This window comes from Oceanimonas doudoroffii, assembly GCF_002242685.1.
Lineage (GTDB): Bacteria > Pseudomonadota > Gammaproteobacteria > Enterobacterales > Aeromonadaceae > Oceanimonas > Oceanimonas doudoroffii.
The window spans coordinates 1,757,463-1,782,931 of sequence record NZ_NBIM01000001.1; the positions used below are offsets into that span (position 1 = coordinate 1,757,463).

A 25,469-nucleotide genomic window follows, 5' to 3' on the forward strand; every position below is an offset into this window, starting at 1 on the left:
GATCACAATAGCGGAAAATTCCATCAACAGGGCGGTCATGTTCATTTGGGTTATGCTCACTTGCTGGTTTGGTGATGCATACAAAGCACAAAGCGTGCCAGCCTGTTAAAAAGCACGCCCCGCCTTGTCCTGGATCAATAACGACGCGAAAACTTGTGCTCACTGACAACAGGGTTTACAGTTCCAGACGCTCGAACTGTCAATTTCATTTACACCGGAAGCCACGGTTGCCATGCCCCTGGAACTCGCCTTTGAACTCATGATGATGCTCACCAGCGGCTGCGCCCTGCTGGTATCGGCCTGGTTGTTCTGGCGCGCCCGCAGCCGGCGCAGCATGAAGGCGCTGGCCGGCTTTGGGGTGATGATGGCACTGTGGTGCGCCGGCCATGTGGCGGTGTTTTACGGCCTGGACACCCTGGGCATGGCGCTGATCCTCGCCAACCCGCTGATGCCCACCTTTTTTCTCGACTTCGCCATCGGCTTCGTCAACCAGGGGCCGGGACAGCGCCCCTGGCTGAGCCGGCTGGCGCGCTATCGCGGCCTGCTGTATGGCGCCGCCGTACTGGTCAGTATCATCACCCTGTGGCAAGGCGGTGGCGGCATCATCGCCTTTGGTCCCTTTGAGCACTATTTCGTGTTTCAGGGCAGTGGCTGGTTCAACATCGGCTACACCATTTTCATCGGCGTGCTGGCTCATGCCCTGCTGCTGTGGGGCTTTGTGCACCACAAGGGCAACCGGCGCCGCTCCATTGCCGCCATGTTCGCCGCCGGTGCCTGGGGCCTGCTGCTGGCCACCAGCTTTATCTTTCCCTCCCTGGGGCTGCACTGGTACCCCTGGCCCATGTTGCTGCTGCCGAGCTATGTGCTGCTGCTGGTCTACGGCGTGGTGCGTTATCAGATGCTGGAAATCAACGCCTGGGCCAACCGGGCGCTGCTGTGGATTCTGATGACCGGCCTGTTGCTGGGGCTGATGGCACTGTTCAGTGCCATGGCCGGACGGCTGGGCATGCAGGCGCTGGCCGCCGTGCCCCAGTGGCAGTTGTGGCTGTATTCACTGCTGTTGCTGATGCTGGCTCTGGCGTTATACCGGCCGGTAAGCGCCCTGGTGGAGCGCTTGGTCTACCCGGGCAGCCGGCTTGATGAGCAACTGCTGGAAACCTGGCTGGCACAGCTGCGCGACGCCAGCGGCTGGAATGCCCTGGCCCAGACCGCCGAGCGCCTGCTGGCCCGGCAGATGGGCCAGGCGGTCACCATACGCCTGCTGACCCAGACGCCGTTTTACGAACCCGGCCCCGGGCTGGAGCTGTGGTGCCTGCATCATGCCCAGGGCTGGCAGTTCCGGCTCAAGGGCTTTGATGACGTTACCCCCGGCATGCGGCTCACCGCCGAGGTGTTCGGCTCCCTGCTGGCTACCCGCTGTGGCCTGCTGGAACGCTCGCTGCAATTGGCCGAAGCCGAGCGCAAACGGGTTTCGGAACAGCACCTGGTGGAGCTGGGCGGGCTGTCGGCGGCCATGGCCCACGAGCTGCGCAACCCGCTCAATATCATCTCCATGGCCACCGCCGGCCTGGACGCCGAGCGCAAGAACATGATTCAGGATCAGCTCAAGCGCGCCGACCGGCTGATTGCGGATCTGCTGACCTATTCCGGCCAATTGCAGATCCAGGCCCGCGCCGTGCCCCTGGAGCCCCTGCTGAAAAGCCTGCAACCCCAGTTCGACTGGCAACGAGTGCAGTTTGATTATGTGCTGCCGGCAAACTACACCCTGTGGGCCGATGCCTACCGCCTGCAGCAGGTGCTGACCAACCTGATCGACAACGCCCTGGCCTTTGTACGCAACCAGCCACAGGGTCATATTCGGCTGGAAGCCGGAGACGCCCCCGGGGTGTTGTGGCTGCACAACAATGGCCCGGCCATCGAGGCCGACATGCAGGGCCGGCTGTTCCGCCCCTTTGTAACCCGTCGCCAGGGCGGCAGCGGCCTGGGCCTGGCCATCGTACAACGCATCATGGAAGCCCACGGCGGCCATATTCGCCACCGCAACGACGCCGGCTGGCCGGTGACCTTTGAATTTTCCTTTCCCGAGGAGCCCGCATCATGACCATGGCCCGCATTGTGGTGATCGACGATGAACCCGCCTTTCGCACCCTGAGTGCCCAGTGGCTGCGTTCGGAAGGCTACGAAGTCCATACCGGCGCCGATCTTGACGAGCTGCGTGCCCTGCTGGGACGGGTGGATGCGGATTTGATCCTGCTGGATCTGTCCCTGCCGCCCCTGTTTGATCCGCACCACACCCTGGCCGCCCTGCCCGAATTCACCGACAGGCCGGTAATCATTCTCACCGGCCACGGCGAGCGCGAGCTGGCGCTTGAGGCCCTGCGCCAGGGCGCCTGGGATCTGCTGGCCAAACCCATGGATCCGGATCTGCTGGCGGTGGTGATTCGCCGTGCCATTACCAAGCACCAACTGGTGCGCGAACTCAACAGCCTGAAAACCCGCATGGGCCGGCAACATCCCATCAGCACCCTGATTGGCGCCTCCCCGGCGATGAACACCATTCGCGCCCTGGTCGGGCGCATTGCGCCCACCGACGTGCGGGTGCTGGTCACCGGGCCCTCGGGCACCGGCAAGGAAGTGATCTCCCGCGCCATTCACGATCTCAGCACTCGAGCCGATGGCCCCTTTATATCGGTGCACTGCGGCGCCATTCCCGCCGAGCTGCTGGAAAGCGAGCTGTTCGGCCACACCAAGGGCGCCTTTACCGGTGCCGACCGCAACAAGGACGGCCTGCTCAAGCTGGCCGACGGCGGCACCCTGTTTCTGGATGAGATCGGCGACATGCCTCTGGCCATGCAGGTGAAATTGCTGAGAGTCTTGCAGGAAGGCAGCTTCTATCCGGTGGGTGGACGCACCCTGGAAACCATCAACGTGCGAGTGATCTCCGCCACCAACGCCAGCCTGCCCGACCGGGTAGCCAGTGGCGAGTTTCGGGAAGACCTGTTTTACCGCATCAAGGGCGTGACCATTGAAACCCGCCCCCTGGATGAACGGCCGGAAGACATTCCGCTGCTGGTGAGCCATTTCCTGGAGCTGCAGGCTCAGGGCTGTGGCCAGCCCCCCCTGCACCCGGACTCGGCGGCCTTTCACTGGTTTATTCAGCGCCGCTGGCCGGGTAATGTGCGCGAGCTGAAGAGCACCCTCGACAGCGTGGCCGCCATCGCACAAGGGGGGATTATCACCCTGGACGACATCGCCCTGCTCTATCCCGACGCCCGGGAGCAGGCGCCGGCCCGGCCCCAGCCTGCTGGAGACACCCTGGACGCCCAGGTGCGGGCACTGGAAATTGCCCTGATCACCGATGCCCTCACCCGCCACGACAACAACCGCACGCACGCCGCCCAGGCCCTGGGGCTATCGCGCCAGGGCCTGCTGAAAAAAATAGAACGCTACGGATTGTAAGCTGCATACCGCTCGCCCCCGGGTGCCATATGCCGGCAGAAAATTCGGCATATGCCCCCCATGTCCGGCATCGCAACGGGCAATCAATGGGTCGCAATCAGAAAAGCATTGCTGAAGACCCGGCTTAACAAACACAGATGAGAGATACATTCCTCTTACTCATCTGTCGAGTCTGATAAGTCACTTGATGATAACAACTTGTTAATAAAAAATGCATCAAAACAGACAGTGATGCAGATTCACTGCTGCCTAAATTGGACTTGTTGATACGGCCAATTAAAACCTGACCGACAATTCACCATTTAAAAAATGAATGCACCGTGGTCAGGGCATTAATAACAACCCTACGCCTTTTTAATCAAGCTGGGCAATTGAGGAATGAGCAATGGAAAAAATCGCTGAGCTGTTACACCAATATCGTCAGGGTAAAGGATTGCCCGCTGCGTTCTACACCTCAAATGAAATATTTAAATTTGATGTTGAGCAAATATTCAAGAAAACCTGGATTTATGTTGGTGTGGTATCCGAATTCAAGAAAAAAGGCGAATTCAGGGTTGTGCAGGTTGATAATAACTCCATCATACTGGTGCGGGATGAACAGGGAGATATTCGTGCCTTTCATAATTCCTGCCGCCATAGAGGCGCGCAAATCTGTGTTACCGAAAAAGGCAATGTACCCAAACTGGTGTGCCCCTATCACCAGTGGGTATATGGCCTGAACGGCGATCTGATTTATGCCGGGCGCATGGGAGAGTCGTTTTCCTGCAAAGGCAATGGCCTCAAGCCCGTCGCCATAGAGTCCATTGCCGGCCTGCTGTTTATCAACCTGTCGAAAGACCCTTCCTATGCCGATATTGAGAAGATGAAGACAGATCTGGCGCCCTATGTCGGCTTCTATCAACTCGACAGGCTCAAGGTTGCCAAGGAAATCGACATCATCGAAAAGGCCAACTGGAAGCTGGTGGTGGAAAATAACCGGGAGTGCTACCACTGCAATGCCAACCATCCGGAGCTGTTAAAAAGCTGGCCGCCTTTTGGTGCCGGTTTTGGCTGGCCGGACGACCCTCGGGAAGCCGCCGCCATTGCCAAAAAAATCGATGAGGCCTATGCAGTCAAACGCCCCTTGTGGGACAGCATGGGCATGACCCACGAGCCGCTGGATCTGACCGCGGATCGCTGGTACCGGGCCATGATGATGATTCTGGAAAACGGCGCCCTGTCGCAGACCATGAACGGCGAGCTGGCCTGTAAAAAGCTGCTGCCCGGATTCACTGAGCCGGACAACAGCGACCTGTCCATGTGGACCCATTTCAACTCCTGGCATCACTTTATGTGTGACCATGTGGTCACCACCATGGCCATTCCCATTTCAGAAAGCGAAACCCTGGTGCGCACCCGCTGGCTGGTGCATGAAGACGCTCAGGAAGGGGTCGACTATGACCTGGATAACCTGACCCATGTCTGGGTTCAGACCAATGATCAGGACAGATGGCTGGCAGAAATCAACCACGCCGGCATTCGTTCCGACGCCTATCAGCCAGGACAGTATTCGGAAGAAACCGAAGGCCTGGTGATGAACTTTATCGGCTGGTACATCAAGCAGTTGCAATCGGGTATCTGACAAACCCGTTGTTCATCGACTCAATCGCATTCTTTCAGGCAGGTAAACCATGTTCGAAACCAAGCATACCTATCTTAATGACATCGCCAGGGAGCAACCACTGCGTAACCCGGTGACGGAAAAGGTGCACAAAGCGGCCCGGACCTATCGCCTGCAACGGGTCAGGGAGCAGTTGCTCAAACATGACTGCGCCGCCGTGCTGCTCTATGACCCGGTCAATATTCGCTATGCCACCGATGCATCCAACATGCAGGTCTGGACCGCCCACAATGCTTCCCGCTATGCCATGGTGTTTGCCGATGGCCCGGTGATCATCTGGGAGTTCCACAATTGCGAACACCTGTGCGAACACCTGGAAACCGTGGATGAAGTCCGCCTGGCCGTGAACTGGGCCTATTTCGGCGCCGGTCCTCGAGTCGCGGAAAAGGCAAAAGTGTGGGCCGCCGAGATAGCCGACCTGCTTCGCCAACATGGTGGCGGCAACATGCGCCTGGCGGTCGACAAGATGGAGCCAGAAGGCGTGCCCTGCCTCACCGCCCTGGGCGTTCAGCTTCAGCAGGGCCAGCCGCTGCTGGAGCAGGCCCGCTCCCTTAAATCGTCAGAAGAGCTTGAGCTGATGAAGTGGACCATCACCGTGTGCGAGCATGGCATGCAACGCATGTTCGAGGAGCTGCGGCCGGGCATGACCGAGCAGGAGCTGTGGGCCCACCTGCACTTTGAGAACATTCGTCATGGCGGTGAGTGGATCGAAACCCGGCTGCTGGCTTCGGGGCCGCGCACCAACCCCTGGATGCAGGAATGCAGCAACCGTGTGATGAACGAGGGGGAAATCATCGCCTTCGATACCGACATGATTGGTCCTTATGGCTATTGTGCCGACATCTCCCGTGCCTGGACGGTGGGGCATGTTCGCCCCACAGACGAACAGCGTCGCCTCTACAGTGCTGCCTACCAGCAGATACACCACAACATGGATATTCTGAAAGCCGGCATGAGCATCACGGAATTTGTCGACAAAAGCTGGCCCATTCCCGACGAGTTCTACAAGAACCGTTACTGCTGCATCGCCCATGGCATCGGCATGGCAGACGAATACCCGGCCATTGCCCACCCGGGAGACGATTGGGAAAAGTCGGGGTATGACGGTATTCTCGAAGAAAACATGACCATCTGCGTAGAAAGTTGCATTGCCGTGGAAGGCGGTCAGGAAGGCATCAAGCTGGAGCAGCAGGTCTTGATCACCAAAAATGGCTGTGTGCCGCTTTCCAACTACCCCTGGGAAGAAGACTGGCTTATCTGAATGAAAGGGCCGTGGCTGATATCAGCCACGGCCCTTTCTTCACTCGCCCATTTCATCATGATTTACCAGCAGGACGCCTATAGATTTACCACGATTCACCCAAGGAAGATTTGTTTTAATCATGAGATTAAAACGAACAAGGAGATGTCATGCTTAAGGAAACCACAACAAACCGCAGCATAGGGCCGGAGGTAAATATTCCCACCTCTCGCCAAGGGTTTTATAAAGGCCTGAATCCGACCATTACCATCATCAGTAAAGTGATTATTGTAATGCTGGTATTGTTTGCCATTGTCATGCCCAGCAAGGCGGCATCGACCCTGGGATCAATCAATACGGCATTACTCGCCATGTTCAACTCCTATTATATTATTTCGGTCAGCCTGTTTTTGATATTTTGCCTGGCCATGGCACTCAGCCCGTTCGGAAAACTACGGCTGGGACAGGAACATGAACGCCCCGAGTTTTCCAACTTTTCCTGGTTTGCCATGATGTTCGGTGCCGGCATGGGCATAGGGCTGATGTTCTATTCCATTGGCGAGCCCATGTATCACTTCGCCGGCAACCCGGATGTCATCAAGGGGATGGTCAGTGCCAAAACTGCCGATACGGTACCATCATCCATTCGATACTCGTTTTTACACTGGGGGCTGCATGCCTGGGGCATTTATGTGTCTATCGGCCTGGCCATGGCCTATTTCGCCTATCGGCAGCAACTGCCACTGACCGTTCGCTCTGCCCTGATCCCCTTGTTTGGTGATCGCCTGAATGGCTCCCTGGGCCATGCCATCGATATTATTGCCGTGGTGGCGACCGTGCTGGGCATTTCCACCACGGTGGGCACCGGCGTTCTGCAATTGATCTCCGGCTTTGAAAGCGTCACCGGAGCGGCCTGGTTGCTGAACGGCGAAGGCAAGCCAACCGGCTCGGCCATGGTCTTCGCCCTGCTGCTGGTCATGGGCCTGTCTACCCTGTCGGCCATGACCGGTGTCGGCAAGGGCGTTAAATGGCTCAGCAACGTTAATCTGGCACTGTCCTTTGTGCTGCTGACGGTGTTCGCCCTGTTCGGCTCCACTGCCTTTGCCTTTTCCACCTATGTCAGCAGCCTGGCCGATTACCTGATCGCATTGCCGGCCATGAGCTTTACCGTGTGGGATCAGGCATCGGAACTGGGTCAGTGGCAAGGCGGCTGGACCATCTATTACTGGGCATGGTGGATAGCCTTTGCGCCTTTTGTCGGCCTGTTTCTGGCGCGTATTTCCCGCGGGCGCACCATCAGGGAATTTATTATCGGCGCCATGATAATCCCCACCCTGATGTGCTGCCTGTGGTTTGCCCTGCTGGGAGGCACCGCCCTGGATCTGGAGCTGAACGGCGGTGCCAATGGCAGCATAGTGGGCTCCGTTATCGAATCCCAGATGTTCGTCACCCTGCAGCAAATGCTGCCGGCCAATGCCGCCCTGGGCATGTCGCTGATGGTGATCCTGTTGATCCTGACCTACCTGGTTACCTCGGCAGACTCCGGCGTGCTGGTACTGAATACCATTATGGCGGGGGGGAACGATCAACCCGGTGCCAGCCATCGCGTGGTCTGGGGAACCATACTCACCCTGGTGGTGGGCTCCCTGATGTTTGCCGGTGGCCTGGAGGCCATTCAAAAGGCCATGGTTATCGGTGCCCTGCCCTTCTCGGTGATCATGATCCTGATGTGTGCCGGCACCCTTAAATCCGCGTTGAGCAAACAACAAACCGCCAACGCCGAGAATAACGCGGCCTGAGCCGGGCGGGATGATTCCCGCCCTCCTTACACCGATACATCAGCAAACCAATGCTATTGGAGCACTCATGACGACAATTCAGCGAAAAGAAACCAGCCCACGAATGAGCCAGGCCATCGCCGTTAATGGCTTCGTTTTTCTATCCGGCCAGGTGGCCGATCACCTGCAGGGCAATATTCAGCAGCAGACCACCGAGGTACTGGCAAAGATTGAGAAATGGCTGGCCGAATCCGGCTCTGACAAGTCCCGGTTAATCAGCGTGAATATCTGGCTGAGCGATATCGAACACTTCAATGCGATGAACGAGGTCTATGAAGCCTGGCTCGGCAATAGCAACCAACCCACTCGGGCCTGCGTGCAGTCGGCGCTGGCCGACCCCAGCTACCTGATTGAAGCACAGGCGGTAGCCCTGAGCCTGAGTGCATAATCAATATTGCCCACAGTATTCACTGTGGGCTTGTTGTGGCCTATTCGCTGCCATGATTAACCATGGCATCCAGCCGGGCGGTATCGGCTTCGGCGTCTTGCAACAACCAGTCACGAAAAACACAAGCCGAGGTCGACAGGGGTTTTGCCGAGCTGTAAACCAGGTAATCGGCCCTGCCGGTTTCCACATAATCATCGCCGACAATACGGATAAATCGGTTTTCCAGCATCTCCCTGAGCATAAATTCCCACCCCAGGGTGATCCCCATTCCCTGCAGCGCCGCATTCATGGCCAAGGGAACCTGATTGAAAACAAGGGCATGACCGGGCACCTGATAGTGAATACCAAAATGACGAAACCAGTCGCCCCAATTAACCCAGCGCCACTTCAACGGATCCAGATGCACAATGCGGTTATTCAGCAGGTCTTCGGGCCTGTTGATGTCGGTCAGTGGCAGATCATGGGCACAAACGGGATAAATACGTTCCCGAAAAAGGTAATGCCCGGTCAGGTTTGACTGCCACTGCTCGTAACCGTAGAGAATGCCCATATCCGACTTTCTGCAAAGATCTTCGGTGATTTCATCGGTGGCGTAGATATTGATATTAATATCCGGAAATTCCATATTAAAACGGGCAATGCGAGGAAACAGCCAGTAATGTGCCACCGCCACCGTTGAAACAATAGTAACGTTTTTGCTGTAAACATGGGATCGTATGCGGTTGCAACTGTCGGCCAATTGCCCCAGCATTGTTTTAACCTCGGCAAACAGCTCAAGGCCATCATCCGTCAGCATTACCTGCCGGCGCTCTCGATAAAACAGCTCGGCCCCCAGATATTCCTCCAGTAACTTTATCTGCTTGCTGACCGCACTCTGAGTCACGCACAACTCGTCGGCGGCACGAGTAAAACTGGCGTGCCTGGCGGCGGCTTCAAAAAAGGTCAGGGTTTGCAGTGGCGGCAATTGTTTAAACAAGGGCTTCATGATGGTACTTCCATATACTGGGAATGCATTCCCTTCACGACACAATCACATTTCGGCCTGCTCACACAAGGAGCAGGCCTGCTGGCTTCTCTGTTCGTTTCTTATTTTATAACGCACTTCGGCTTTAGATTCCTGACAGGAATCTATCGGTGCTTATTTGTCGATTGTAAAGTTTTTATCAAAATTTAGTATCAGCTACATAACATATTGGGAGCCAGACCATGAAAAAGATACTTCGCCTTCCTGCCATTGACGGTGAACTGGGTTGGTATGAAACCTCGCCGCTCACCGGACGCAGTTCGGCTCGTCGCCTCAAGGGCAGGCACCGCTTTGACGTTCTGATTGTCGGGGCCGGCTTCAGCGGGCTCTCGGTTGCCGGCCGGCTGGCCGAACATTGGCCCGACAGCCGTATTGCCCTGGTCGATGCCTTGCGTGTCGGTCAGGGAACCTCAGGCAGAAATGCCGGTTTTATCATCGATCTGCCCCATAACCTGGATGCCAATGCCGATCCCGAGCAAGACAAAAAGATTCACCGGCTCAACCGCTTTGCCATTGACCGACTGGATCGGCTGCGCCGGCAACACCATATCGACTGTGCATGGCAAAAAGCGGGCAAATACCTTGCCGCCCACGAAGCCGACAACCTTCGCCATATCGATGGCTTCACCCATACGCTGAATGCACTGAACACGCCCTACGAAGTGCTGGAAGGCCATGCCCTGCGGCAGCGGCTGGGCACGGAGTATTACCGCAAGGCGGTGTATACGCCAAATAACATACTGATGAACCCGGCGGCCCTGGCGCAAGGGGTAGCCCAGGCACTGCCCTCCAATGTCACCCTGTTTGAAAACAGCCCGGTCACCGGCATGGAGTTTGGCAGCCCGCATCGGGCCCGCTTCCTGGGTGGCGAGATCGAGGCCAAAACCCTGGTGCTCAGTACCAATTCATTCGGTGAAGAGTTTGGCCTGTTCCAGCACCGCCTGGCCCCGGTGTTCACCTATGCCAGCCTGACCCGCCCCATGAGTGAGAACCAGGCCGCACATCACTTTCCCGACATTGCTCCCTGGGGGCTGACCTCGGCCCACCCGGCCGGCACCACGGTACGCCTGACTCCGGACCGGCGCATTTTCATTCGCAACAGCTTCAATTTTAATACCTCGTTGCGCACCGGCCAGGCGGAGCTGGAACGCGCCTGGCAACAGCACAAAACCTCTTTTTCCGCCCGCTTTCCCATGCTGGACGGACTCGATTTTGAATACACCTGGGGCGGCATGCTGTGCATGACCCTTAATCATCAGTCGGTGTTCCAGCAATCGACGGACAACCTGTATGCACTCAGTGGCATGAACGGGGTCGGCGTCGCCAAGGGCACCTACCTGGGGTATTACCTGGCCGAATGGATTGCCGGCCACCACAGCAGCGAACTCGACTTTATTCGGCAAAGCAACCGGCCCAGCTGGGTTCCGCCCGACCCCCTGCGCGCCGTGGGCGCCCGCATTCGCCTGCGTTACGAGTCCGGCAAGGCCGGCGGTGAAATATGAGCTAACACTCCGGCCGTGACCGGGCCTTTTTCGCTTTCGACATTATTCATCTTTCAGGAGAGTCGCCACCATGACCCCAGCCGTACACGCCGTTAACACACAAACCTGGGTCAATGGCCGCCATGCCGTGCGCTGCGTCAAGGTCATTCAGGAAACCTGGGATGTGAAAACCTTTTGTTTTATGGCCGAGCAACCGGTGATGTTTTTCTTCAAACCGGGTCAGTTTGTCACCCTGGAGCGGCTTTACCGGGTACCTGGGCGAAGACATGCTCAGGCTGATCGCCCCCGATGTTATGGAACGAGAGGTCTTTTGCTGCGGCCCCACGCCCTATATGAGGGCGGTCAGATCCCTGCTGGAACGTCTGGGCTATCCCATGGCGCATTATCATGAAGAGAGCTTTGGCGCGACCCCCGATGAGGTGAAAACCGACGTGGTGGAACAAATTGAGCTGGCCCAGGAGGAAAGCGACAGCCTGGCGAGTGCAGACATGGTTCAGGTCGAATTCAGCGAGTCAGGCAAGAGCGTCAGTATTGCCCCGGGTGAAACCGTGCATACCGCCGCCGCCAAGCTGGGGCTCTATATTCCCAAGGCCTGTGGCATGGGCATTTGCGGCACCTGCAAGGTACGCAAAGTCGCTGGCGATGTGACCATGGAGCAAAATGGGGGAATTTCCGAGGGCGATATCGCCGAGGGCTATATTCTCAGCTGCTGCAGTATTCCGACAGCAAACACCGTTATCGCCTACCGAGATTGGCTAACGCCAGCCTGCTTCAACGGCCCGCAGAACATAAAAATGCCGGCCCAAGGCCGGCATGGTCAACAACAGGCAAGCTCGTCTCAGCCGCTGCAGGACGCGTTGGCCGCCGCGGCTTCCGCCTTTTTGATGCGGGTGTCGGTAGCCGGATGGCTGGAGAACAGTCCGCCGCCGTTACCGGCGTGCTTCTGCAGTTTTTGCTGGGCGCGGGCCGCGGCATAGGGATCCATGCCCAGCTGGCACAACACCTCCACCCCATAGGCATCGGACTCCAGCTCATCCTGCTGGGAGAATTGGGCGCTCACGAACTTGGCGCCAATGTCGCCATACTGGGACGAAGCCAGCGAGCCCACGGTGCCGCCGGCCGCCACGGCGGCCTGCTTGGCGGCTTCGGTCAGGTACGCGGTCTTGAACTGGTTAAGGGAGTGGTCGAATTTGACATGACCAATTTCATGCCCGATAACCGCCACCAGTTCGGCGTCATCCATCACATCCATCAGACCGGAATACACCCGCACGGTGCCGTCGGGCATGGCGAAGGCGTTGATTTCGTCAGACTCATAGACGGCGAAATTCAGCGGAGTGCCATCTATGCTGGTCAGCTCCCTGGTCAACTTCGCCAGCCGTTTGCTGTATTGGCTGTTGGGAGCGGACAGTTTGCTCTGGGCATCCATCTGCTCGGCAGACAGGCTGGCCTCGGCCTGCAGTTCTGCCTTGGACAGGGTCACCCCCTTAAAAGCGGTCATGCCGGCGCCGAGCAGGCCACTGGTGTCGTTGGATACGCAACCGGTCAGGCCGGCCACGGCAACCAGTGCCGCTATCATGGTTTGTTTCATTTTGGCTCTCTCGTATTCGTTATTGATGGCAGATACTCCCTCACCAGGAAGTACCATCCTCATTTGCATCCCATTTCGCAAGTTTCGCAACTTAAAGGAGCAGGGGGTAAGTTGCAAGCCTGCGAAGGGCTCGGGCCGGCCAGCGAGTGATCCCGATTCAAAAAAAGCCCGCAAGGGCGGGCTTTTTGGGCTGATGCAAACGCACCTAAGTGCCGCCTTACCAGAGGTTGAAATAAAACACGATCAGCAGGGCAATGGGAGACAGGTAACGGATCACCGGAAACCACACTCGGTGCCAGCCACCCAGTTCGGCGGCGGAATGGGCCGGCTTCATTTTCCAGCCCACAAACAGGGCGGTGAAAAAGGCCCCCAGGGGCATCATGATGTTGGCGGTGAGGTAGTCATAGAGATCGAACAGCGTCTTGCCCTCAAAACGGGCAAACATGTCCAGAGGGGTAAAGCCCGACCACTCGTTCAGCGACAGCACTGTGGTAATGCCCACCAGCCAGGCCACCAGTCCGCCACCGATGGCCGCCTTTACTCGGCTCACGCCCTTTTCATTCAGGTAACTGACCAGGGACTCCAGCAGGGAAATGGACGAGGTCCAGGCCGCAAACAGCAGCAACACAAAGAACAGGGTGGCGAAAAAGCTGCCGCCCGGCATCTGGCCAAAGGCCACCGGCAGGGTCACGAAAATCAGTCCGGGGCCGGCGCCCGGCTCCAGACCATTGGCGAATACGATGGGGAAAATCGCCAGACCCGCCAGCAGTGCGACGCCGGTATCCATCAGCGCCACCACCACTGAGGTGCGGGCAATGGGCACTTCCTTTTTCAGGTAGGCGCCGTAGGCCATCATGGCGCCACTGGCCAGGCTCAGGGTAAAGAAGGCGTGGCCCAGGGCCACCAGCACCGCCTCGGCGGTCAGGGCGGAGAAATCGGGCCTGAACAGAAAGGCGGCGGCTTCACCGAAATGCCCGGAGGTCATGCCATAACCCACCAGGATCAGCAACAGTACAAACAGCGCCGGCATCAGTTTGGTAACCGCCCGCTCCAGGCCATGGCGCACGCCCCCAGCGGAGACCAGCACCGTCAGCCCCATAAACACCGAGTGCCACAGCAACAGTTGCCCCGGCGAGGCCAGCAGGCCACCAAACAGGGCATCGGAGTCTTTCGCCGCTATGCCGCCGAACTCGCCGCTGGCCGCCGACAGAATATAGGGCATGGTCCAGCCGGCAATCACGCTGTAAAAGGTCAGGATCAGAAAGGACGCCAGGGTGGCCATAAAGCCAATGCCCACCCAGCTTCGGCTACGCCCTTCATCGGCGGCCACCTGCGCCATGGTGCCGATGGGGCTTTGGCCACCGCGCCGGCCCAGCATGACTTCCGCCATCATCAGCGGCAGGCCGATCACCGCGATACAGGCCAGATACACCAGCACAAAGGCGCCGCCGCCGTTCTCACCGGTGATATAGGGAAATTTCCAGATATTGCCAAGGCCGACCGCCGAGCCGACCGCCGCCATGATAAAGGCAAACCGGCTGGACCACTGGGCCGGACGCACGCCGGCTCCCTGCACGTTGTTACTCACACCCACTCCATCAAATCTTCGGCCTGTTATTATTTATCAGCCACCCCGGCCAAGGTGTAAAGAATAGCTGACAGTATGTCCTGCTATTTTGCCACCACACGCTCAAATAAAAAACGGTTGAGTGTAAAAATTGAAGATTATTCCGCCTTCAGCACGCCTCTGCGTATCTGATCCTCCTCGATGGATTCAAAGAGAGCCTGAAAGTTGCCCTCACCAAAACCCTCATTGCCCTTGCGCTGAATAATTTCAAAGAAGATGGGACCGATGACGGTGTCGGTGAAGATCTGCAACAACAACCCCTGTCCTTCAGTGGGGGCACCATCCATCAGAATGCGATTGTGCTGCAACCGCCCCAGGTCCTCATTGTGGCCGGGCAGACGCTCGTTCAGGCGCTCATAGTAGGTATCGGGGGTATCCATAAAACTCATGCCGCCGGCGCGCAACTGCTCCACGGTGCGATAGATGTCGTCGGTGCCGAGGGCAATATGCTGAATGCCCTCGCCTCGATACTGGCGCAGAAATTCCTCAATCTGGCTGTGTTCGTCGGATGACTCATTGATGGGAATGCGAATTTTACCGCAGGGACTGGTCATGGCCCGGGAGCGCAGCCCGGTGAGCTTGCCCTCGATATCGAAATAGCGGATTTCCCGAAAGTTGAACAACCGCTGGTAAAAGCCCGCCCACAGATCCATATGGCCTCTGGCCACGTTGTGGGTAAGGTGATCGATGTAGGTGAGTCCCACCCCTTTGGGATGGCGCGCCACTCCCCCAAGGGGGCGAAAGTCCACGTCATAGATGCTGTGATCACCGTACCTGTCCACCAGATAAATCAACGAGCCGCCAATGCCTTCTATGGCCGGGATCTGCAGTTCCATGGGGCCGGCACCGGACGGCACCACTTTGGCGCCATCGGCCTGCAATCGTTTCAGGGCGACGGCGGCATCCTTCACCCTGAACGCCATGGCGTTGGCACAGGGGCCGTGACTTTTGGCAAACTGCGCCGCCTGACTGTCGGGCTCGGCATTGAGAATAAAGTTGATGTCGCCCTGGCGATACAGGGTAACGTTTTTACTGCGATGGCGGGAGACCGCCACAAAGCCCAGGTGCTCAAACAGTTGCGCCAGCCGTTCGGGCTCGGTGGAGGCATATTCCACAAACTCGAAACCATCGGTGCCCAGCGGGTTTTCCCACAGGTGATTGCTGCTTTCGGCCATGGTGCCCTCCTTTCCCCTGAATGATGCGGGTTAAGTATAAGGGCGGAAGCCATGAACGAGCGGGTGACGGCCTGTGGCGTCGTAAACAAGGGTTTACAGGCGTCGGCAACAGCCGACGACCGAAAGCCAGTGCCTGACGGCTTGCCTATGTACCGCATGATATTACGGGGCCAGCCCTTCGGGCCGGCCCTGTCGCTCGCCAGGTTCCGCCAGTTAACTCACCGACAAGGGGTAGTGACAAGAGACCTGCTGGGTTTCGCTGATATTCTGCGTCGCCGGCGAGGCCTGCTTGCATCTGTCGGTGGCAAAGGCACAGCGGGGGTGAAAGGCACAGCCCGAGGGCGGCGAGATCGGATTAGGCACCTCGCCGGTGACCGGGGTGCGCTCCTTGTGGATAACATCCATGCTGGGAATGGCGTCCATCAGCAGGCGGGTATAGGGGTGGCGGGGGCGGTTGAACACTTCTTCCACCGTGCCCACTTCCACCAGCCGGCCCAGATACATGATGCCGACCCGATCCGAGAAGTGGGACACCACCGACATGTCATGGCTGATAAACAAATAGGTCAGCCCCAGCTCTTCCTGCAGATCCTTCATCAGGTTGAGCACCTGGGCCTGCACCGACACGTCCAGCGCCGAGGTGGGCTCGTCACAGACCAGAAACTCGGGCTCGCCGGCCAGGGCCCGGGCAATGGAGATGCGCTGGCGCTGCCCCCCCGAGAACTCGTGGGGAAACTTGTCCATGTCCGAGGCCGCCAGGCCCACCTGCTCCAGCAGTTGCCCGACCCACCTCCTCCCTTCTTCCCGGCTTTTGATCATGCCAAACAGCACCAGCGGCTCGGCGATGATCCGTTCCACCTTCCAGCGCGGATTGAGGCTGGCAAAGGGATCCTGAAAGATCATCTGGCAGCGGCGGCGAATATACTGGCGCTGCTCGCGGCTGGCTTCTGCCAGCACCGTGCCTTCATAACTGATTTCACCGTCGGTGGGCTGATACAGGCCCGACAACAGCCGCGCCACCGTCGACTTGCCGCAACCGGACTCACCCACCAGACTGAAGGTCTCGCCCCGGCGAATGCTGAAGTCGATGCCCCGCACCGCGTGCACATAGGTTTTGTCTTCCCGGTTCAGCAGCCGGTGCATAAGGGGCTTGGAGATATCGAACTTGATGTGCAGGTCGCGCACCTCCAGCAGACCTCTTTCTTCAATCATTTCGCTCATCACACCAGCTCCTCTTCCGTGACTTTCAGGCAGGAAACCCGGGAATCTCCCACCGTTTTCAGCACCGGCTCAGACTGCCGGCATTCGGCACTGCTGTTGGGGCAGCGCGGGTTGAAGGCACAGCCCGGAGGAATGGCGTTAAGCCGGGGCATGGAGCCCGGGATCTGCGACAGCCGAGGCTCACGCACGCCAATCCGGGGAATGGAGCCCATCAGCCCCGCGGTATAGGGATGGCTGGGGGACTTGAGCACCGCCTCCACCGGGCCTATCTCCACCAGCCGGCCCGCATACATCACCGCCACCCGATCGCAGATCTCGGCGATTACTCCCATGTCGTGGGTCACCAGCATCACCGAGGCATTGTGTTGTTTGCACAGCCGGCGCAGCAGCTGCAGCACCTGGGCCTGCACCGATACGTCCAGCGCCGTGGTGGGCTCATCGGCGATAATCACCCTGGGCTCAACACAGAGCGCCAAAGCGATCACGATGCGCTGGCGCATGCCCCCGGAAAACTGGTGCGGATACTGATCGATACGCTGCTCCGCCGCCGGTATGCCCACTTCCTTCATCAGGTTCAGTGCCTTCTGCCGGGCCTGCTCATAAGACAGCGGCAGGTGGGTCTGAATGGTTTCAATCAGCTGCTTGCCCACCGTCAGCACCGGATTCAGACTGGTCAGGGGATCCTGAAAGATGGCGCCGATTTCCTTGCCGCGCAGCAGCCGGCGCCGCTCTTCTGCCAGGTTATCGATGCGCTGGCCGTGCAGGCGAATTTCACCGCCGGCGATGCGTCCCGGCGCCTCCAGCAGGCCGGTGATGGCCGAGCCGGTCAGTGACTTGCCGGCTCCCGATTCTCCTACCACCCCAAGGATCTCCCCCTCGCGCATATCAAATGACACATTCTGAATTGCCTTCAGGTTGCCCTTGCGGTGCATAAACTCGATGCACAGATCATCCACCTCCAGCACCACCTCACCGCGGTTATTGTTCACCTTGTCCATGGTCTTCTCCTTAACGCAGCTTGGGATTTAGGGCATCGCGCAGCCAGTCGCCCACCAGGTTGACCGACAGCGCCAGCACGACCAGTACCAGGGAGGGGAACAGCACCACCCACCACTGGCCCGAGAACAGGTATTTGTTACCTTCGTTGATCAGGGTGCCGAGCGACGGCTGGTGTGGCGGCATGCCCACTCCGAGGAAGGACAGGGTCGCTTCGGTCAGCACCGCCAGCGCCAGGTGCAGGGTGGCCAGCACCAGTACCGGACTGAGCACATTGGGCAGAATATGCTGGAACATGATGCGCATATTGCTGCTGCCCATGACCCTGGCGGCCTGTACATATTCCTTGTTGCCCTCCAGCAGGGTGCAGCCCCGCACGGTACGGGCATACTGCATCCAGCCGGTGAGGGTGATGGAGATGACGATGATGTATACCGCCATCTGATCGTGCATGTCCTGAGGCAGCAGGCCACGGGCGGCACCGCTCACCAGCAGCGCGAACATGATGGTGGGGAAGCTGAGCATGGCATCGGCCAGGCGCATGATCAGGGCATCGATCAGGCCACCGAAGTAACCGCTGACCACCCCCAGGGTCACCCCCAGCGCCATGGCGCACAGCACACTGATAAAACCGACGATCAGCGACACCTGCAGGCCGTGCAGGATCAGCGAATAGACGTCTCGCCCCTGAATGTCGGTGCCCAGCCAGAAGCGGGCCTCACCGCCTTCCACCCAGGACGGTGGCAGCTCGGAGTCCATCAGGTCAAAGGCGGCCAGGTCGAAGGGGTCGTAATGAGCCAGCAGGGAAGCGCCAATGCCGCCGAACAGCAGCAACAGCAAGACAGCGCTGGCAAACACCGTCAGCCGGGAGCAGCGAAAGTTGTAGGCGATGTCGCTGTCCCAGACGGCCAGCAGCCGTTGCCATAGTTTCTGCAGTCCGACTGGGCGAGAGCCCGCCGGGGCGGCCGGAGCCGCCTTGGTCATGTTCATTGCCATAAGTTACCTCGTCCTTGGGGTGCTTACATTCAAGCGTTTTTCAGGCGCGGATCGATCACTCGATAAAGGATGTCCACCAGGGTATTGATGCAGATAAATATCAGGGAGATAAACACCAGATAAGCGGAGATCACCGGAATATCCACGTAGTTCACCGCCTGGATAAATAACAGCCCCATGCCCGGCCACTGGAACACCGTTTCGGTGACCACGGCGAAAGCGATCAGGCCGCCGATCTGCAAGCCGATAATAGTGATCACCGGCAGCAGGGAGTTACGCAGGGCATGCACATAATTGATGCTGCGCTGGCGGATGCCCCTGGCCTTGGCGAACTTGATGTAATCGGTGCGCAGTACCTCTTTCATCTCACTGCGTACCAGACGCATGACCATGGTGATCATGAACAGCGCCAGTGACAACGCCGGCAGAATGATCGAGGCCCAGCCCGACTGACTGAACAAACCACTGCTCCACCAGCCAAACTCCACGATGTCTCCCCTGCCATGGGAAGGCAGCCAGCCCAGCCAGACCGAAAACACGATGATCAGCACGATGCCGGCAATAAAGCTGGGCAGGGACACCCCGATCAGGGAAATGGTCTGCACCAGGCTGGTCAGCCACTTGTTGCGCGACAGCGACACCCAGACCCCGGCAGGCAACCCCACCAGCAGCGAGATGATCACGGCCACGAACACCAGCTCCAGGGTGGCGGGCAACCGTTCCAGGATTAAATTGAGCACATCCATCTTGTTGTAATAGGAAATGCCGAAATCCCCCTGGGCTATATTGCCGACAAAGCGCCCGTACTGGGTAAGCACGCCATCGTTCAGACCCAGCTCTTCCCGCAATTGATCCCGTTCCAGTTGAGTGGCGCTCTCCGGCAACATGCCGTCGATAGGATCCCCCACAAACTGAAACATGGTGAAGGCGATCAGCGCCACCGTCAGCATCAGGCCACAGGCCTGGATCAACCTCTGTATGATAAAAGCCAGCATTCATCTCACTCCTTTGATTGACTCGTACAAGGCCTTGCCAGCCCCACGGCGGGCCGGCAAGGAATCAGCTTTGCTTGATGCTCGCGTACCAGAGCCGTACCACATTGTCGGGGTTCTGAGTGATGGTCAGCTTGTCGGAGGTTGCCCAGGCCATGGGCTCAAAATGCAGGGGCAGGAGTGGCAACTCCCGTTGCGCCGTGGCCAGCACCTCCTCCATCAGCTGGGTACGCCTCTGCTGATCCTGCTCCACGGAAGACTGCTCAATCAGCCTGTCGATGGTGTCATTCTGAAAGCGGGGAATATTGAAGGCGCCGTAAATGCCGCCATCCCTGGAGTGCAACATCTGCTGGTTGATGCTGTAGGCGTCATACAGCGGCAGGTTGGCCCAGCCGAGCACCGCCACATCGGTACGGCCGTTGTCACGAATTTGCGAATAGACGCTGCGGGTATGCATATTCAGATTGGTGTCCACGCCAATCTTGGACCAGTAACGCTGCACCGCCTGACACCACTGCTCCGCGTTCAGGTAGTACCCCTGTTCACAGTCAAAGGCCAGCTTGAAACCATTCGAGTAACCGGCCTCGGCCAGCAGCGTTTTGGCCTTTTGCGGATCGTAGCCATGGCCAATGGCACGCTCGGCATCGTAGCCGGCGATGGCCGGCGCCACATAGGTGTTGGCCACCTCGGTCATGCCACGCATGATTTTCTTGACGATGGCTTCCCGGTCAATGGCCATGTGCAGGGCCTGGCGTACCCGCTGATCCTGCAGCGGATTTTTTCCATCCACATTGCCCGCATTAAGTTCGTTATTCATGTTCAGGGTAAGAAACATCACCCGCAGCGAAGGGCGCACCTTGACCTCTATGCCCTGCTCCCGTTCCAACCGGGGCAAGTCCTGCAGGGGAATGTCGCTGACCAGATCAAACTCGCCGGAGAGCATGCCGGCCAGGCGAGTAGACTCGGAAGCCACCGGCTTGAACACAATGCGATCAATGTTGTGCTTGACCTGCTCGGCCTGCCACCAGTGATCATTTTTGATCAGCACCATTTCCGCATCGCGGCGGCGGCTTTCCAGAATAAAGGGACCGGTGCCGTTGGTGTGGTTGGTGGCGTAGCCTTCGGTGCCCTTGCTCATGCTGGTGGGCTCGGTGGCCTTGTGCTCTTCCAGCCACTCCTTGTCCATCATCAGAATGCCGGTCAGCTCATTGAGGGCGATGGGCGACTTGCCATTGAGGCGAATATCCACCGTGTAATCGTCCACCTTGACGGCGTCCTTGATGGAAGAAGCATTGCCGCGAATTCCCGAATCCGGGTGGGTCACCCGGGCAATGGAAGCGACCACGTCATCGGCATTGAAGCTGTTGCCATTATGAAACCTGACTCCCTCGCGCAAATAAAAACGCAGGGTGGTTTCATCCACTTGCTCCCAGCCGGTCGCCAGTGCCGGAGACATTTCCAGCTGTTCATTCCATTGCACCAGACCTTCATAGATATGGTTCTGGAATGCCAGGGCCGGGGTGGAGGCAAAGGCGTAGGGATCAAGGGTGGGAATGTCTCCCTGCTGGGCCCAGCGCACCACATTTTCGGCCTGGGCCTGCTGTGCATTCAGGCTGCAGGAAGCAACCAGCAGACAAGCGGCAATTTTGGTCAGTTTCATCATCAATCATCCCTGTGAGTGAACATAGTGAGGCCTCGTCATCGAGCCCCTTCTGACAGATGTAATGCCTGTACAACCAGCATCGATAACATTTTTATTACAAAAAATTAGAGAGGGTAACCAAAATTGCTAACAATCTACTCCTTATGTGATAGCAATCCCAAAACCCAAAGATGCTGCCTGACGGGGCTCCACAACCCCTTACCCCGCTGATATGTTGCGTGAATGTTATCTTCACCCTGCATTTCCGGGCAGGGTGACGGCATCAGGTGCACCACACCGCATTCGCTTCATCGCTACAGGGAGTAACCATGACAGTCGCACTGCTCAGACAAGTTCGTATCAAGGGGGCGGCGGACAGCCGGGATATGCTGATCGAACAGGGCAAGATCTCTCGTATAGCGCCCCATATTCCATTGCCGCCCGGCGCCACCCTGTTGGAAGGCCATCACCGCCTGGCACTACCCGGTTTCATCGACGGCCACGCCCATATAGACAAGTCCCTCTGGGGCATGGACTGGTATGAAAATCAGGTTCCTCGGGAACTGCCGGCCATCATTGAAAACGAGCGCCACTTTCGCCGTCACCATGACGTTGACCCTCAGCGGCAGTCCGAGCGCATCACTCGACAGGCCATCAGCCTGGGCACCACCCATATTCGAACTCACATCGATGTGGACACCGAAATCGGCCTCAAGCACATGGAAGGTGTACTGACCACCAGAGATAAGCTAGCCGGTCAGGTCTACATAGAAACGGTCTGCTTTCCCCAGAGCGGCATGCTGGGCCGACCCGGTACCCAGGCCTTGATGAATGAGGCGCTCAGACTGGGCGCCGACTATGTCGGGGGCATTGATCCCTCCAGCTTTGAACGCAATCCGGTGGCCCATATCGATGCACTGTTCGACCTAGCCAACCGTCACGACAAGGGCATCGACCTGCACCTGCACGAAGCTGGCGAGCTCGGCGCCTTCTCGGTAGAGCTGATGATTGAACGCACCCTGGCTTCGAGCCTGCAAGGCAAGGTGACCATCAGCCATGCCTTCTGCCTGGGCGAAGTGGATACGGCCTACCAGGAGCGACTGATCGAGGGCCTGGCCCGGGCGGATATCGCCATTGCCACCACGGCGCCGGCCAACCGCAACGTGCCTCCCTATGAAAAACTACGCGCCGCCGGCATCAGGGTCACCGCCGGAAATGACGGCATTCGCGATACCTGGAGCCCCTATGGCAACGCCGATATGCTGCAACGGGCCATGCTGATGGGCCTGAAGTATCGCTGGCGTCAGGACAGGGAGCTGGAACAGGCTCTGCACGCCATCACCCAGGGCGGTGCCGAGGTCATGGGGCTGAGCGACTATGGTCTGCAACCGGGCTGCCAGGCAGACCTGGTGCTGCTGGACACCAGAACCGTTGCCGAAGCCATTGTCGAGCCCCCCCAACACCGTACCGTGATCAAGGCCGGTAGAGTGGTTGCCGACAGGGGGGAATGCCTGTTCTGAACCGAACCATGCCAACGCGCCACACCCGTTTACTGTTCAAAGGAATGAAATTCATATGAAAACCACCAAAATCACTGCCCGGTACGTGATTGGCTTCAAGGATGACGGCCATCACATTTATGAACACGGCGAGCTGGTCTACCAGGGGGATACCGTCCTCTTTGTGGGCCACGACTATCAGGGCCAGGTGGACGACACTCAGAACCTGGGTAACGCCCTGGTCGGCCCCGGTTTCATTGATCTGGATGCCGTAGCGGATCTGGACTCCACCGTGCTGGCCTTTGATCATCAGCCCGGTTGGAAAAAAGGCCGCCTGCCCGCCAGCGACTGGCTGCGACGGGAGACCTACAGCGATGCCGAGCTGGACTTCAACAAGCGCTATGCCTTCAGCCAGCTGCTGCTCAACGGCATTACCACCATCGCGCCCATCACCTCGATCCTGTACCGGGAGTGGGCGGAAACCGCCGACGAGTTTCGTCGTGCCGCCGATATCGCCGCCAGCCTGGGGGTCCGCGCCTACCTGGGCCCGGCCTACATGTCCGGTTATGGCGTGGTCAATCCGAACGGCAATTTCGACATGCGTTTCGACGAACGCCGCGGGCTGCAAGGACTGGAAGAAGCGGTGCACTACGCCGAACAGCTGGACCAGTACGGCGACACCATCAGGGGCATGCTGGCACCGGATCGCATCGAAGGTTGCACCCCTGAGCTGCTGCGCCAGACGGCCCGGGCCATGCGCGAGCTGGACTGTCCGGTGCGGCTGCACAGCTGCCAGGGCGAGTTCGAACTGGAAATGGTGCACCAACTGCACAACGGCATGTCCTCGGTGGAGCTGATGGCCGAAAACGACCTGCTTGACCGCCGCCTGTTGCTCCCTCACCTGCAATTGCTAGGCGGCAAGCACTCCACCCCGGACAAGATAGCCAGGGAACTGGCCTTGCTCGGACAAAGCGGCGCCAGCGCCGTGATCTGTCCCCTGGTGGCCGGTCGCCATGCCAAATACTTCAACGGCGTCAGTCGTTTTCGCGAGGCCGGCATCAACATCAGCCTGGGCACGGACACCTATCCGCCGGACATGATCCAGAACATGCACATTGGCGCCATTCTCAGCCGGGTCGAGCGCGGTAACATCACCGAGGCCTCGGCAGCGGATTATTACAATATGGCCACCCTGGGCGGAGCCAGGGCCCTGGGGCGGGAAGACATCGGCCGCCTCTGCCCGGGAGCCAGGGCCGATATTATGGTGTTCGACTTCGACCGCATTCATACCGGTCAGGTCTTCGACCCCATCACGGCCATGGTGATTAACGGCAATGGCCGGGACATCAAGGGCGTCATCATCAACGGTGACAGAGTAGTCTGGGACGGCCAGCTGGTGAAACTCGGGCTGGATCTGCAGCAACTGCATCACCAGGCCCAGAAACAGTTTGACGGCTTTATCGCCAGCTACCCGGAGCGTTGCCACCAGCATCCGCCGCTGACGGAGATCTTCCCGCCCAGCTTTCCCCTGAGTCGACGAAACCGGTAACCGAACGCAACGACGCAGCCAATAAGTACTGCGGGAAAGTGGCGGGATTGGCGGTATGCATATTGGTGGTATGGCCAGCGGTTCTGGCCTCTTCAATATTGGCCTGACGGTTGAGGTGTTCATTGGCCTTGACCGGCCGGAAAAACACAAACTCACGCACTTTGGTGATCAACCCGGGAATATTGACCGGGTGCACCAAGTGACTGGGCCCTTGAGCGCTTTCCCGGTATTTACGTTCTGCGCCAGCATGATCGTCCGGCATTGAAGCGGCCGGTCGCCTCCTTCACCAAAACGGGAAGGCCGATATCGGGGCGCCTCAGTGCGAACCGGGACCGGACTCCGCCTGTATCTCGGAAAACAATGCCGCCAGATCCAGGCTTTGCTCTTCATTTTCACTCAGATCCAGGCTGGATTCGAGGTGATCGAGGTGGCGGCGCATTTCCCCCACGGCCGTGTCCACGTCACCAGCCAGTAGCAGATCAACCAGCCGGCCATGATCATCACAGTGGCATTCATGGGCCCGGCGATCTTTCTGATACATGCTGACAATCAGCGAACAGCGCGCCAACAGCCGCTCCAGCATTTCCAGCAACACCTGATTACCGGCAATACGCGCCAACTCGAGATGAAAGCGGGCCGCCAGCTGCACCGCCGCCGGTCGCCGCCCTTCGTTGACGGCCTGCCTTTCCGCGTCGATCAACGCCCTGAGCGAGTCCCCCCCGGCTTCGTCGATGCGTGTAGCCGCCAGCACCACGGCTTCGGCTTCCAGCAAACGACGCACCACAAACACGTCCGCCGCTTCCTGCTGACTGGGGCAGGCGACCATAGCGCCCTTGTTGGCAATAATGCTCACCAGCCCCTGATGACTCAGCTCCAGCAGGGCGGCACGAATATGATTGCGGTTGGCCTGCAGAGCCTCGACCAGTTTGAGCTCTATCAAGCGGGTACCCGGGGCCAGCCGCTGCTCGACAATGGCACGACCTACGGCCTCGACAATACGGTGGATTTCCTTCTTTTTGGCAGTCGTCAAGGGCTACTCTCACACACCATGTCAGCACGAAATTGGGTAA

The 25,469-nt window shown here is 58.5% G+C and carries 20 protein-coding genes and 1 pseudogene; 11 read left to right on the forward strand and 10 right to left on the reverse strand.

Annotation, left to right across the window (positions count from 1 at the left end; translation table 11 throughout):
• The first annotated feature begins 232 nt into the window (after nt 1-232).
• The 6 genes from B6S08_RS08130 (at nt 233) to B6S08_RS08155 (ending at nt 8,585) form a co-directional block, all read left to right on the forward strand.
• Nucleotides 233-2,101, forward strand: a complete 1,869-nt coding sequence (locus B6S08_RS08130; protein WP_094200215.1) for a sensor histidine kinase — start codon at nt 233-235, stop codon at nt 2,099-2,101.
• A complete protein-coding gene (locus B6S08_RS08135; protein ID WP_094200216.1) occupies nt 2,098-3,459 on the forward strand; it encodes a sigma-54-dependent transcriptional regulator in 1,362 nt (453 codons plus the stop codon). Before B6S08_RS08130 ends, B6S08_RS08135 begins: the two co-directional genes overlap by 4 nt.
• Nucleotides 3,460-3,844: 385 nt before the next feature.
• On the forward strand, nt 3,845-5,080 hold the full coding sequence (locus B6S08_RS08140; protein ID WP_094200217.1) for an aromatic ring-hydroxylating oxygenase subunit alpha: 1,236 nt from the start codon (nt 3,845-3,847) through the stop codon (nt 5,078-5,080).
• A 49-nt stretch (nt 5,081-5,129) separates the two neighbouring features.
• On the forward strand, nt 5,130-6,380 hold the full coding sequence (locus B6S08_RS08145) for a M24 family metallopeptidase (protein ID WP_094200218.1): 1,251 nt from the start codon (nt 5,130-5,132) through the stop codon (nt 6,378-6,380).
• A gap of 149 nt (nt 6,381-6,529) precedes the next feature.
• On the forward strand, nt 6,530-8,158 hold the full coding sequence (locus B6S08_RS08150) for a BCCT family transporter (protein WP_094200219.1): 1,629 nt from the start codon (nt 6,530-6,532) through the stop codon (nt 8,156-8,158).
• Between the two features lie 67 nt (nt 8,159-8,225).
• The gene (locus tag B6S08_RS08155; protein WP_094200220.1) at nt 8,226-8,585 is read left to right on the forward strand and encodes a RidA family protein; all 360 of its coding nucleotides are present in this window, start codon (nt 8,226-8,228) and stop codon (nt 8,583-8,585) included.
• A 40-nt stretch (nt 8,586-8,625) separates the two neighbouring features.
• On the opposite strand, the gene B6S08_RS08160 is transcribed toward B6S08_RS08155, so the two are convergent.
• The gene (locus tag B6S08_RS08160) at nt 8,626-9,570 is read right to left on the reverse strand and encodes a LysR substrate-binding domain-containing protein (RefSeq protein WP_094200221.1); all 945 of its coding nucleotides are present in this window, start codon (nt 9,568-9,570) and stop codon (nt 8,626-8,628) included.
• 221 nt (nt 9,571-9,791) lie between these two features.
• Here B6S08_RS08160 and B6S08_RS08165 point away from each other — a divergent pair, with 221 nt between their 5' ends.
• Both B6S08_RS08165 and B6S08_RS18625 read left to right on the forward strand, forming a co-directional pair.
• Nucleotides 9,792-11,111 (forward strand): NAD(P)/FAD-dependent oxidoreductase, encoded by a 1,320-nt coding sequence (locus B6S08_RS08165; RefSeq protein ID WP_094200222.1) that lies wholly within the window; start codon nt 9,792-9,794, stop codon nt 11,109-11,111.
• 488 nt (nt 11,112-11,599) lie between these two features.
• A pseudogene (locus tag B6S08_RS18625) lies at nt 11,600-11,776 on the forward strand (2Fe-2S iron-sulfur cluster-binding protein); the annotation flags it as partial.
• A 173-nt stretch (nt 11,777-11,949) separates the two neighbouring features.
• Here the strand turns inward: B6S08_RS18625 and B6S08_RS08175 are convergent.
• From B6S08_RS08175 to B6S08_RS08210, 8 genes are all read right to left on the reverse strand, one after another.
• A complete protein-coding gene (locus B6S08_RS08175; RefSeq protein ID WP_240919636.1) occupies nt 11,950-12,702 on the reverse strand; it encodes a M48 family metallopeptidase in 753 nt (250 codons plus the stop codon).
• Nucleotides 12,703-12,919: 217 nt separating this feature from the next.
• The gene (locus B6S08_RS08180) at nt 12,920-14,290 is read right to left on the reverse strand and encodes a sodium-dependent transporter (RefSeq protein WP_094200224.1); all 1,371 of its coding nucleotides are present in this window, start codon (nt 14,288-14,290) and stop codon (nt 12,920-12,922) included.
• Between the two features lie 137 nt (nt 14,291-14,427).
• Nucleotides 14,428-15,504 (reverse strand): 4-hydroxyphenylpyruvate dioxygenase, encoded by a 1,077-nt coding sequence (gene hppD / locus B6S08_RS08185; protein ID WP_094200225.1) that lies wholly within the window; start codon nt 15,502-15,504, stop codon nt 14,428-14,430.
• A 213-nt stretch (nt 15,505-15,717) separates the two neighbouring features.
• Nucleotides 15,718-16,725 carry an ABC transporter ATP-binding protein gene (locus B6S08_RS08190; protein WP_094200226.1) on the reverse strand — a complete coding sequence of 336 codons (1,008 nt, stop codon included), beginning with the start codon at nt 16,723-16,725 and terminating at the stop codon, nt 15,718-15,720.
• Complete coding sequence (locus B6S08_RS08195; RefSeq protein WP_245849833.1) at nt 16,725-17,723, reverse strand: ABC transporter ATP-binding protein; 999 nt, start codon at nt 17,721-17,723, stop codon at nt 16,725-16,727. The genes B6S08_RS08190 and B6S08_RS08195 overlap by 1 nt, the downstream gene beginning before the upstream one ends.
• A gap of 10 nt (nt 17,724-17,733) precedes the next feature.
• Complete coding sequence (locus tag B6S08_RS08200; protein ID WP_245849834.1) at nt 17,734-18,717, reverse strand: ABC transporter permease; 984 nt, start codon at nt 18,715-18,717, stop codon at nt 17,734-17,736.
• Between the two features lie 29 nt (nt 18,718-18,746).
• Nucleotides 18,747-19,712 (reverse strand): ABC transporter permease, encoded by a 966-nt coding sequence (locus B6S08_RS08205; RefSeq protein WP_094200228.1) that lies wholly within the window; start codon nt 19,710-19,712, stop codon nt 18,747-18,749.
• A gap of 64 nt (nt 19,713-19,776) precedes the next feature.
• On the reverse strand, nt 19,777-21,369 hold the full coding sequence (locus B6S08_RS08210; protein ID WP_211284177.1) for an ABC transporter substrate-binding protein: 1,593 nt from the start codon (nt 21,367-21,369) through the stop codon (nt 19,777-19,779).
• Nucleotides 21,370-21,680: 311 nt separating this feature from the next.
• Between B6S08_RS08210 and B6S08_RS08215 the strand changes: the two genes are divergently transcribed.
• Genes B6S08_RS08215 through B6S08_RS08225 form a run of 3 tightly spaced genes read left to right on the forward strand, consistent with a single transcriptional unit; the run spans nt 21,681 to nt 24,664 of the window.
• Nucleotides 21,681-22,871 carry an amidohydrolase family protein gene (locus B6S08_RS08215; protein WP_094200230.1) on the forward strand — a complete coding sequence of 397 codons (1,191 nt, stop codon included), beginning with the start codon at nt 21,681-21,683 and terminating at the stop codon, nt 22,869-22,871.
• 55 nt (nt 22,872-22,926) lie between these two features.
• Complete coding sequence (locus B6S08_RS08220) at nt 22,927-24,399, forward strand: chlorohydrolase family protein (protein ID WP_211284178.1); 1,473 nt, start codon at nt 22,927-22,929, stop codon at nt 24,397-24,399.
• 55 nt (nt 24,400-24,454) lie between these two features.
• Nucleotides 24,455-24,664: a hypothetical protein gene (locus B6S08_RS08225; protein ID WP_094200231.1), complete on the forward strand. Its 210-nt coding sequence runs from the start codon at nt 24,455-24,457 to the stop codon at nt 24,662-24,664.
• Nucleotides 24,665-24,715: 51 nt separating this feature from the next.
• On the opposite strand, the gene B6S08_RS08230 is transcribed toward B6S08_RS08225, so the two are convergent.
• Complete coding sequence (locus B6S08_RS08230) at nt 24,716-25,429, reverse strand: GntR family transcriptional regulator (protein ID WP_094200232.1); 714 nt, start codon at nt 25,427-25,429, stop codon at nt 24,716-24,718.
• Nucleotides 25,430-25,469: the final 40 nt, after the last annotated feature.

Excerpts from the sequence above, each read along its gene's own strand:
- B6S08_RS08130 (WP_094200215.1), top strand. The coding sequence starts at position 233 with ATGCCCCTGGAACTCGCCTTTGAACTCATGATGATGCTCACCAGCGGC.
- B6S08_RS08135 (WP_094200216.1), top strand. The coding sequence starts at position 2,098 with ATGACCATGGCCCGCATTGTGGTGATCGACGATGAACCCGCCTTTCGC.
- B6S08_RS08140 (WP_094200217.1), top strand. The coding sequence starts at position 3,845 with ATGGAAAAAATCGCTGAGCTGTTACACCAATATCGTCAGGGTAAAGGA.
- B6S08_RS08145 (WP_094200218.1), top strand. The coding sequence starts at position 5,130 with ATGTTCGAAACCAAGCATACCTATCTTAATGACATCGCCAGGGAGCAA.
- B6S08_RS08150 (WP_094200219.1), top strand. The coding sequence starts at position 6,530 with ATGCTTAAGGAAACCACAACAAACCGCAGCATAGGGCCGGAGGTAAAT.
- B6S08_RS08155 (WP_094200220.1), top strand. The coding sequence starts at position 8,226 with ATGACGACAATTCAGCGAAAAGAAACCAGCCCACGAATGAGCCAGGCC.
- B6S08_RS08160 (WP_094200221.1), bottom strand. The coding sequence starts at position 9,570 with ATGAAGCCCTTGTTTAAACAATTGCCGCCACTGCAAACCCTGACCTTT.
- B6S08_RS08165 (WP_094200222.1), top strand. The coding sequence starts at position 9,792 with ATGAAAAAGATACTTCGCCTTCCTGCCATTGACGGTGAACTGGGTTGG.
- B6S08_RS08175 (WP_240919636.1), bottom strand. The coding sequence starts at position 12,702 with ATGAAACAAACCATGATAGCGGCACTGGTTGCCGTGGCCGGCCTGACC.
- hppD (WP_094200225.1), bottom strand. The coding sequence starts at position 15,504 with ATGGCCGAAAGCAGCAATCACCTGTGGGAAAACCCGCTGGGCACCGAT.
- B6S08_RS08190 (WP_094200226.1), bottom strand. The coding sequence starts at position 16,725 with ATGAGCGAAATGATTGAAGAAAGAGGTCTGCTGGAGGTGCGCGACCTG.
- B6S08_RS08195 (WP_245849833.1), bottom strand. The coding sequence starts at position 17,723 with ATGGACAAGGTGAACAATAACCGCGGTGAGGTGGTGCTGGAGGTGGAT.
- B6S08_RS08200 (WP_245849834.1), bottom strand. The coding sequence starts at position 18,717 with ATGGCAATGAACATGACCAAGGCGGCTCCGGCCGCCCCGGCGGGCTCT.
- B6S08_RS08205 (WP_094200228.1), bottom strand. The coding sequence starts at position 19,712 with ATGCTGGCTTTTATCATACAGAGGTTGATCCAGGCCTGTGGCCTGATG.
- B6S08_RS08210 (WP_211284177.1), bottom strand. The coding sequence starts at position 21,369 with ATGAAACTGACCAAAATTGCCGCTTGTCTGCTGGTTGCTTCCTGCAGC.
- B6S08_RS08215 (WP_094200230.1), top strand. The coding sequence starts at position 21,681 with ATGACAGTCGCACTGCTCAGACAAGTTCGTATCAAGGGGGCGGCGGAC.
- B6S08_RS08220 (WP_211284178.1), top strand. The coding sequence starts at position 22,927 with ATGAAAACCACCAAAATCACTGCCCGGTACGTGATTGGCTTCAAGGAT.
- B6S08_RS08225 (WP_094200231.1), top strand. The coding sequence starts at position 24,455 with ATGCATATTGGTGGTATGGCCAGCGGTTCTGGCCTCTTCAATATTGGC.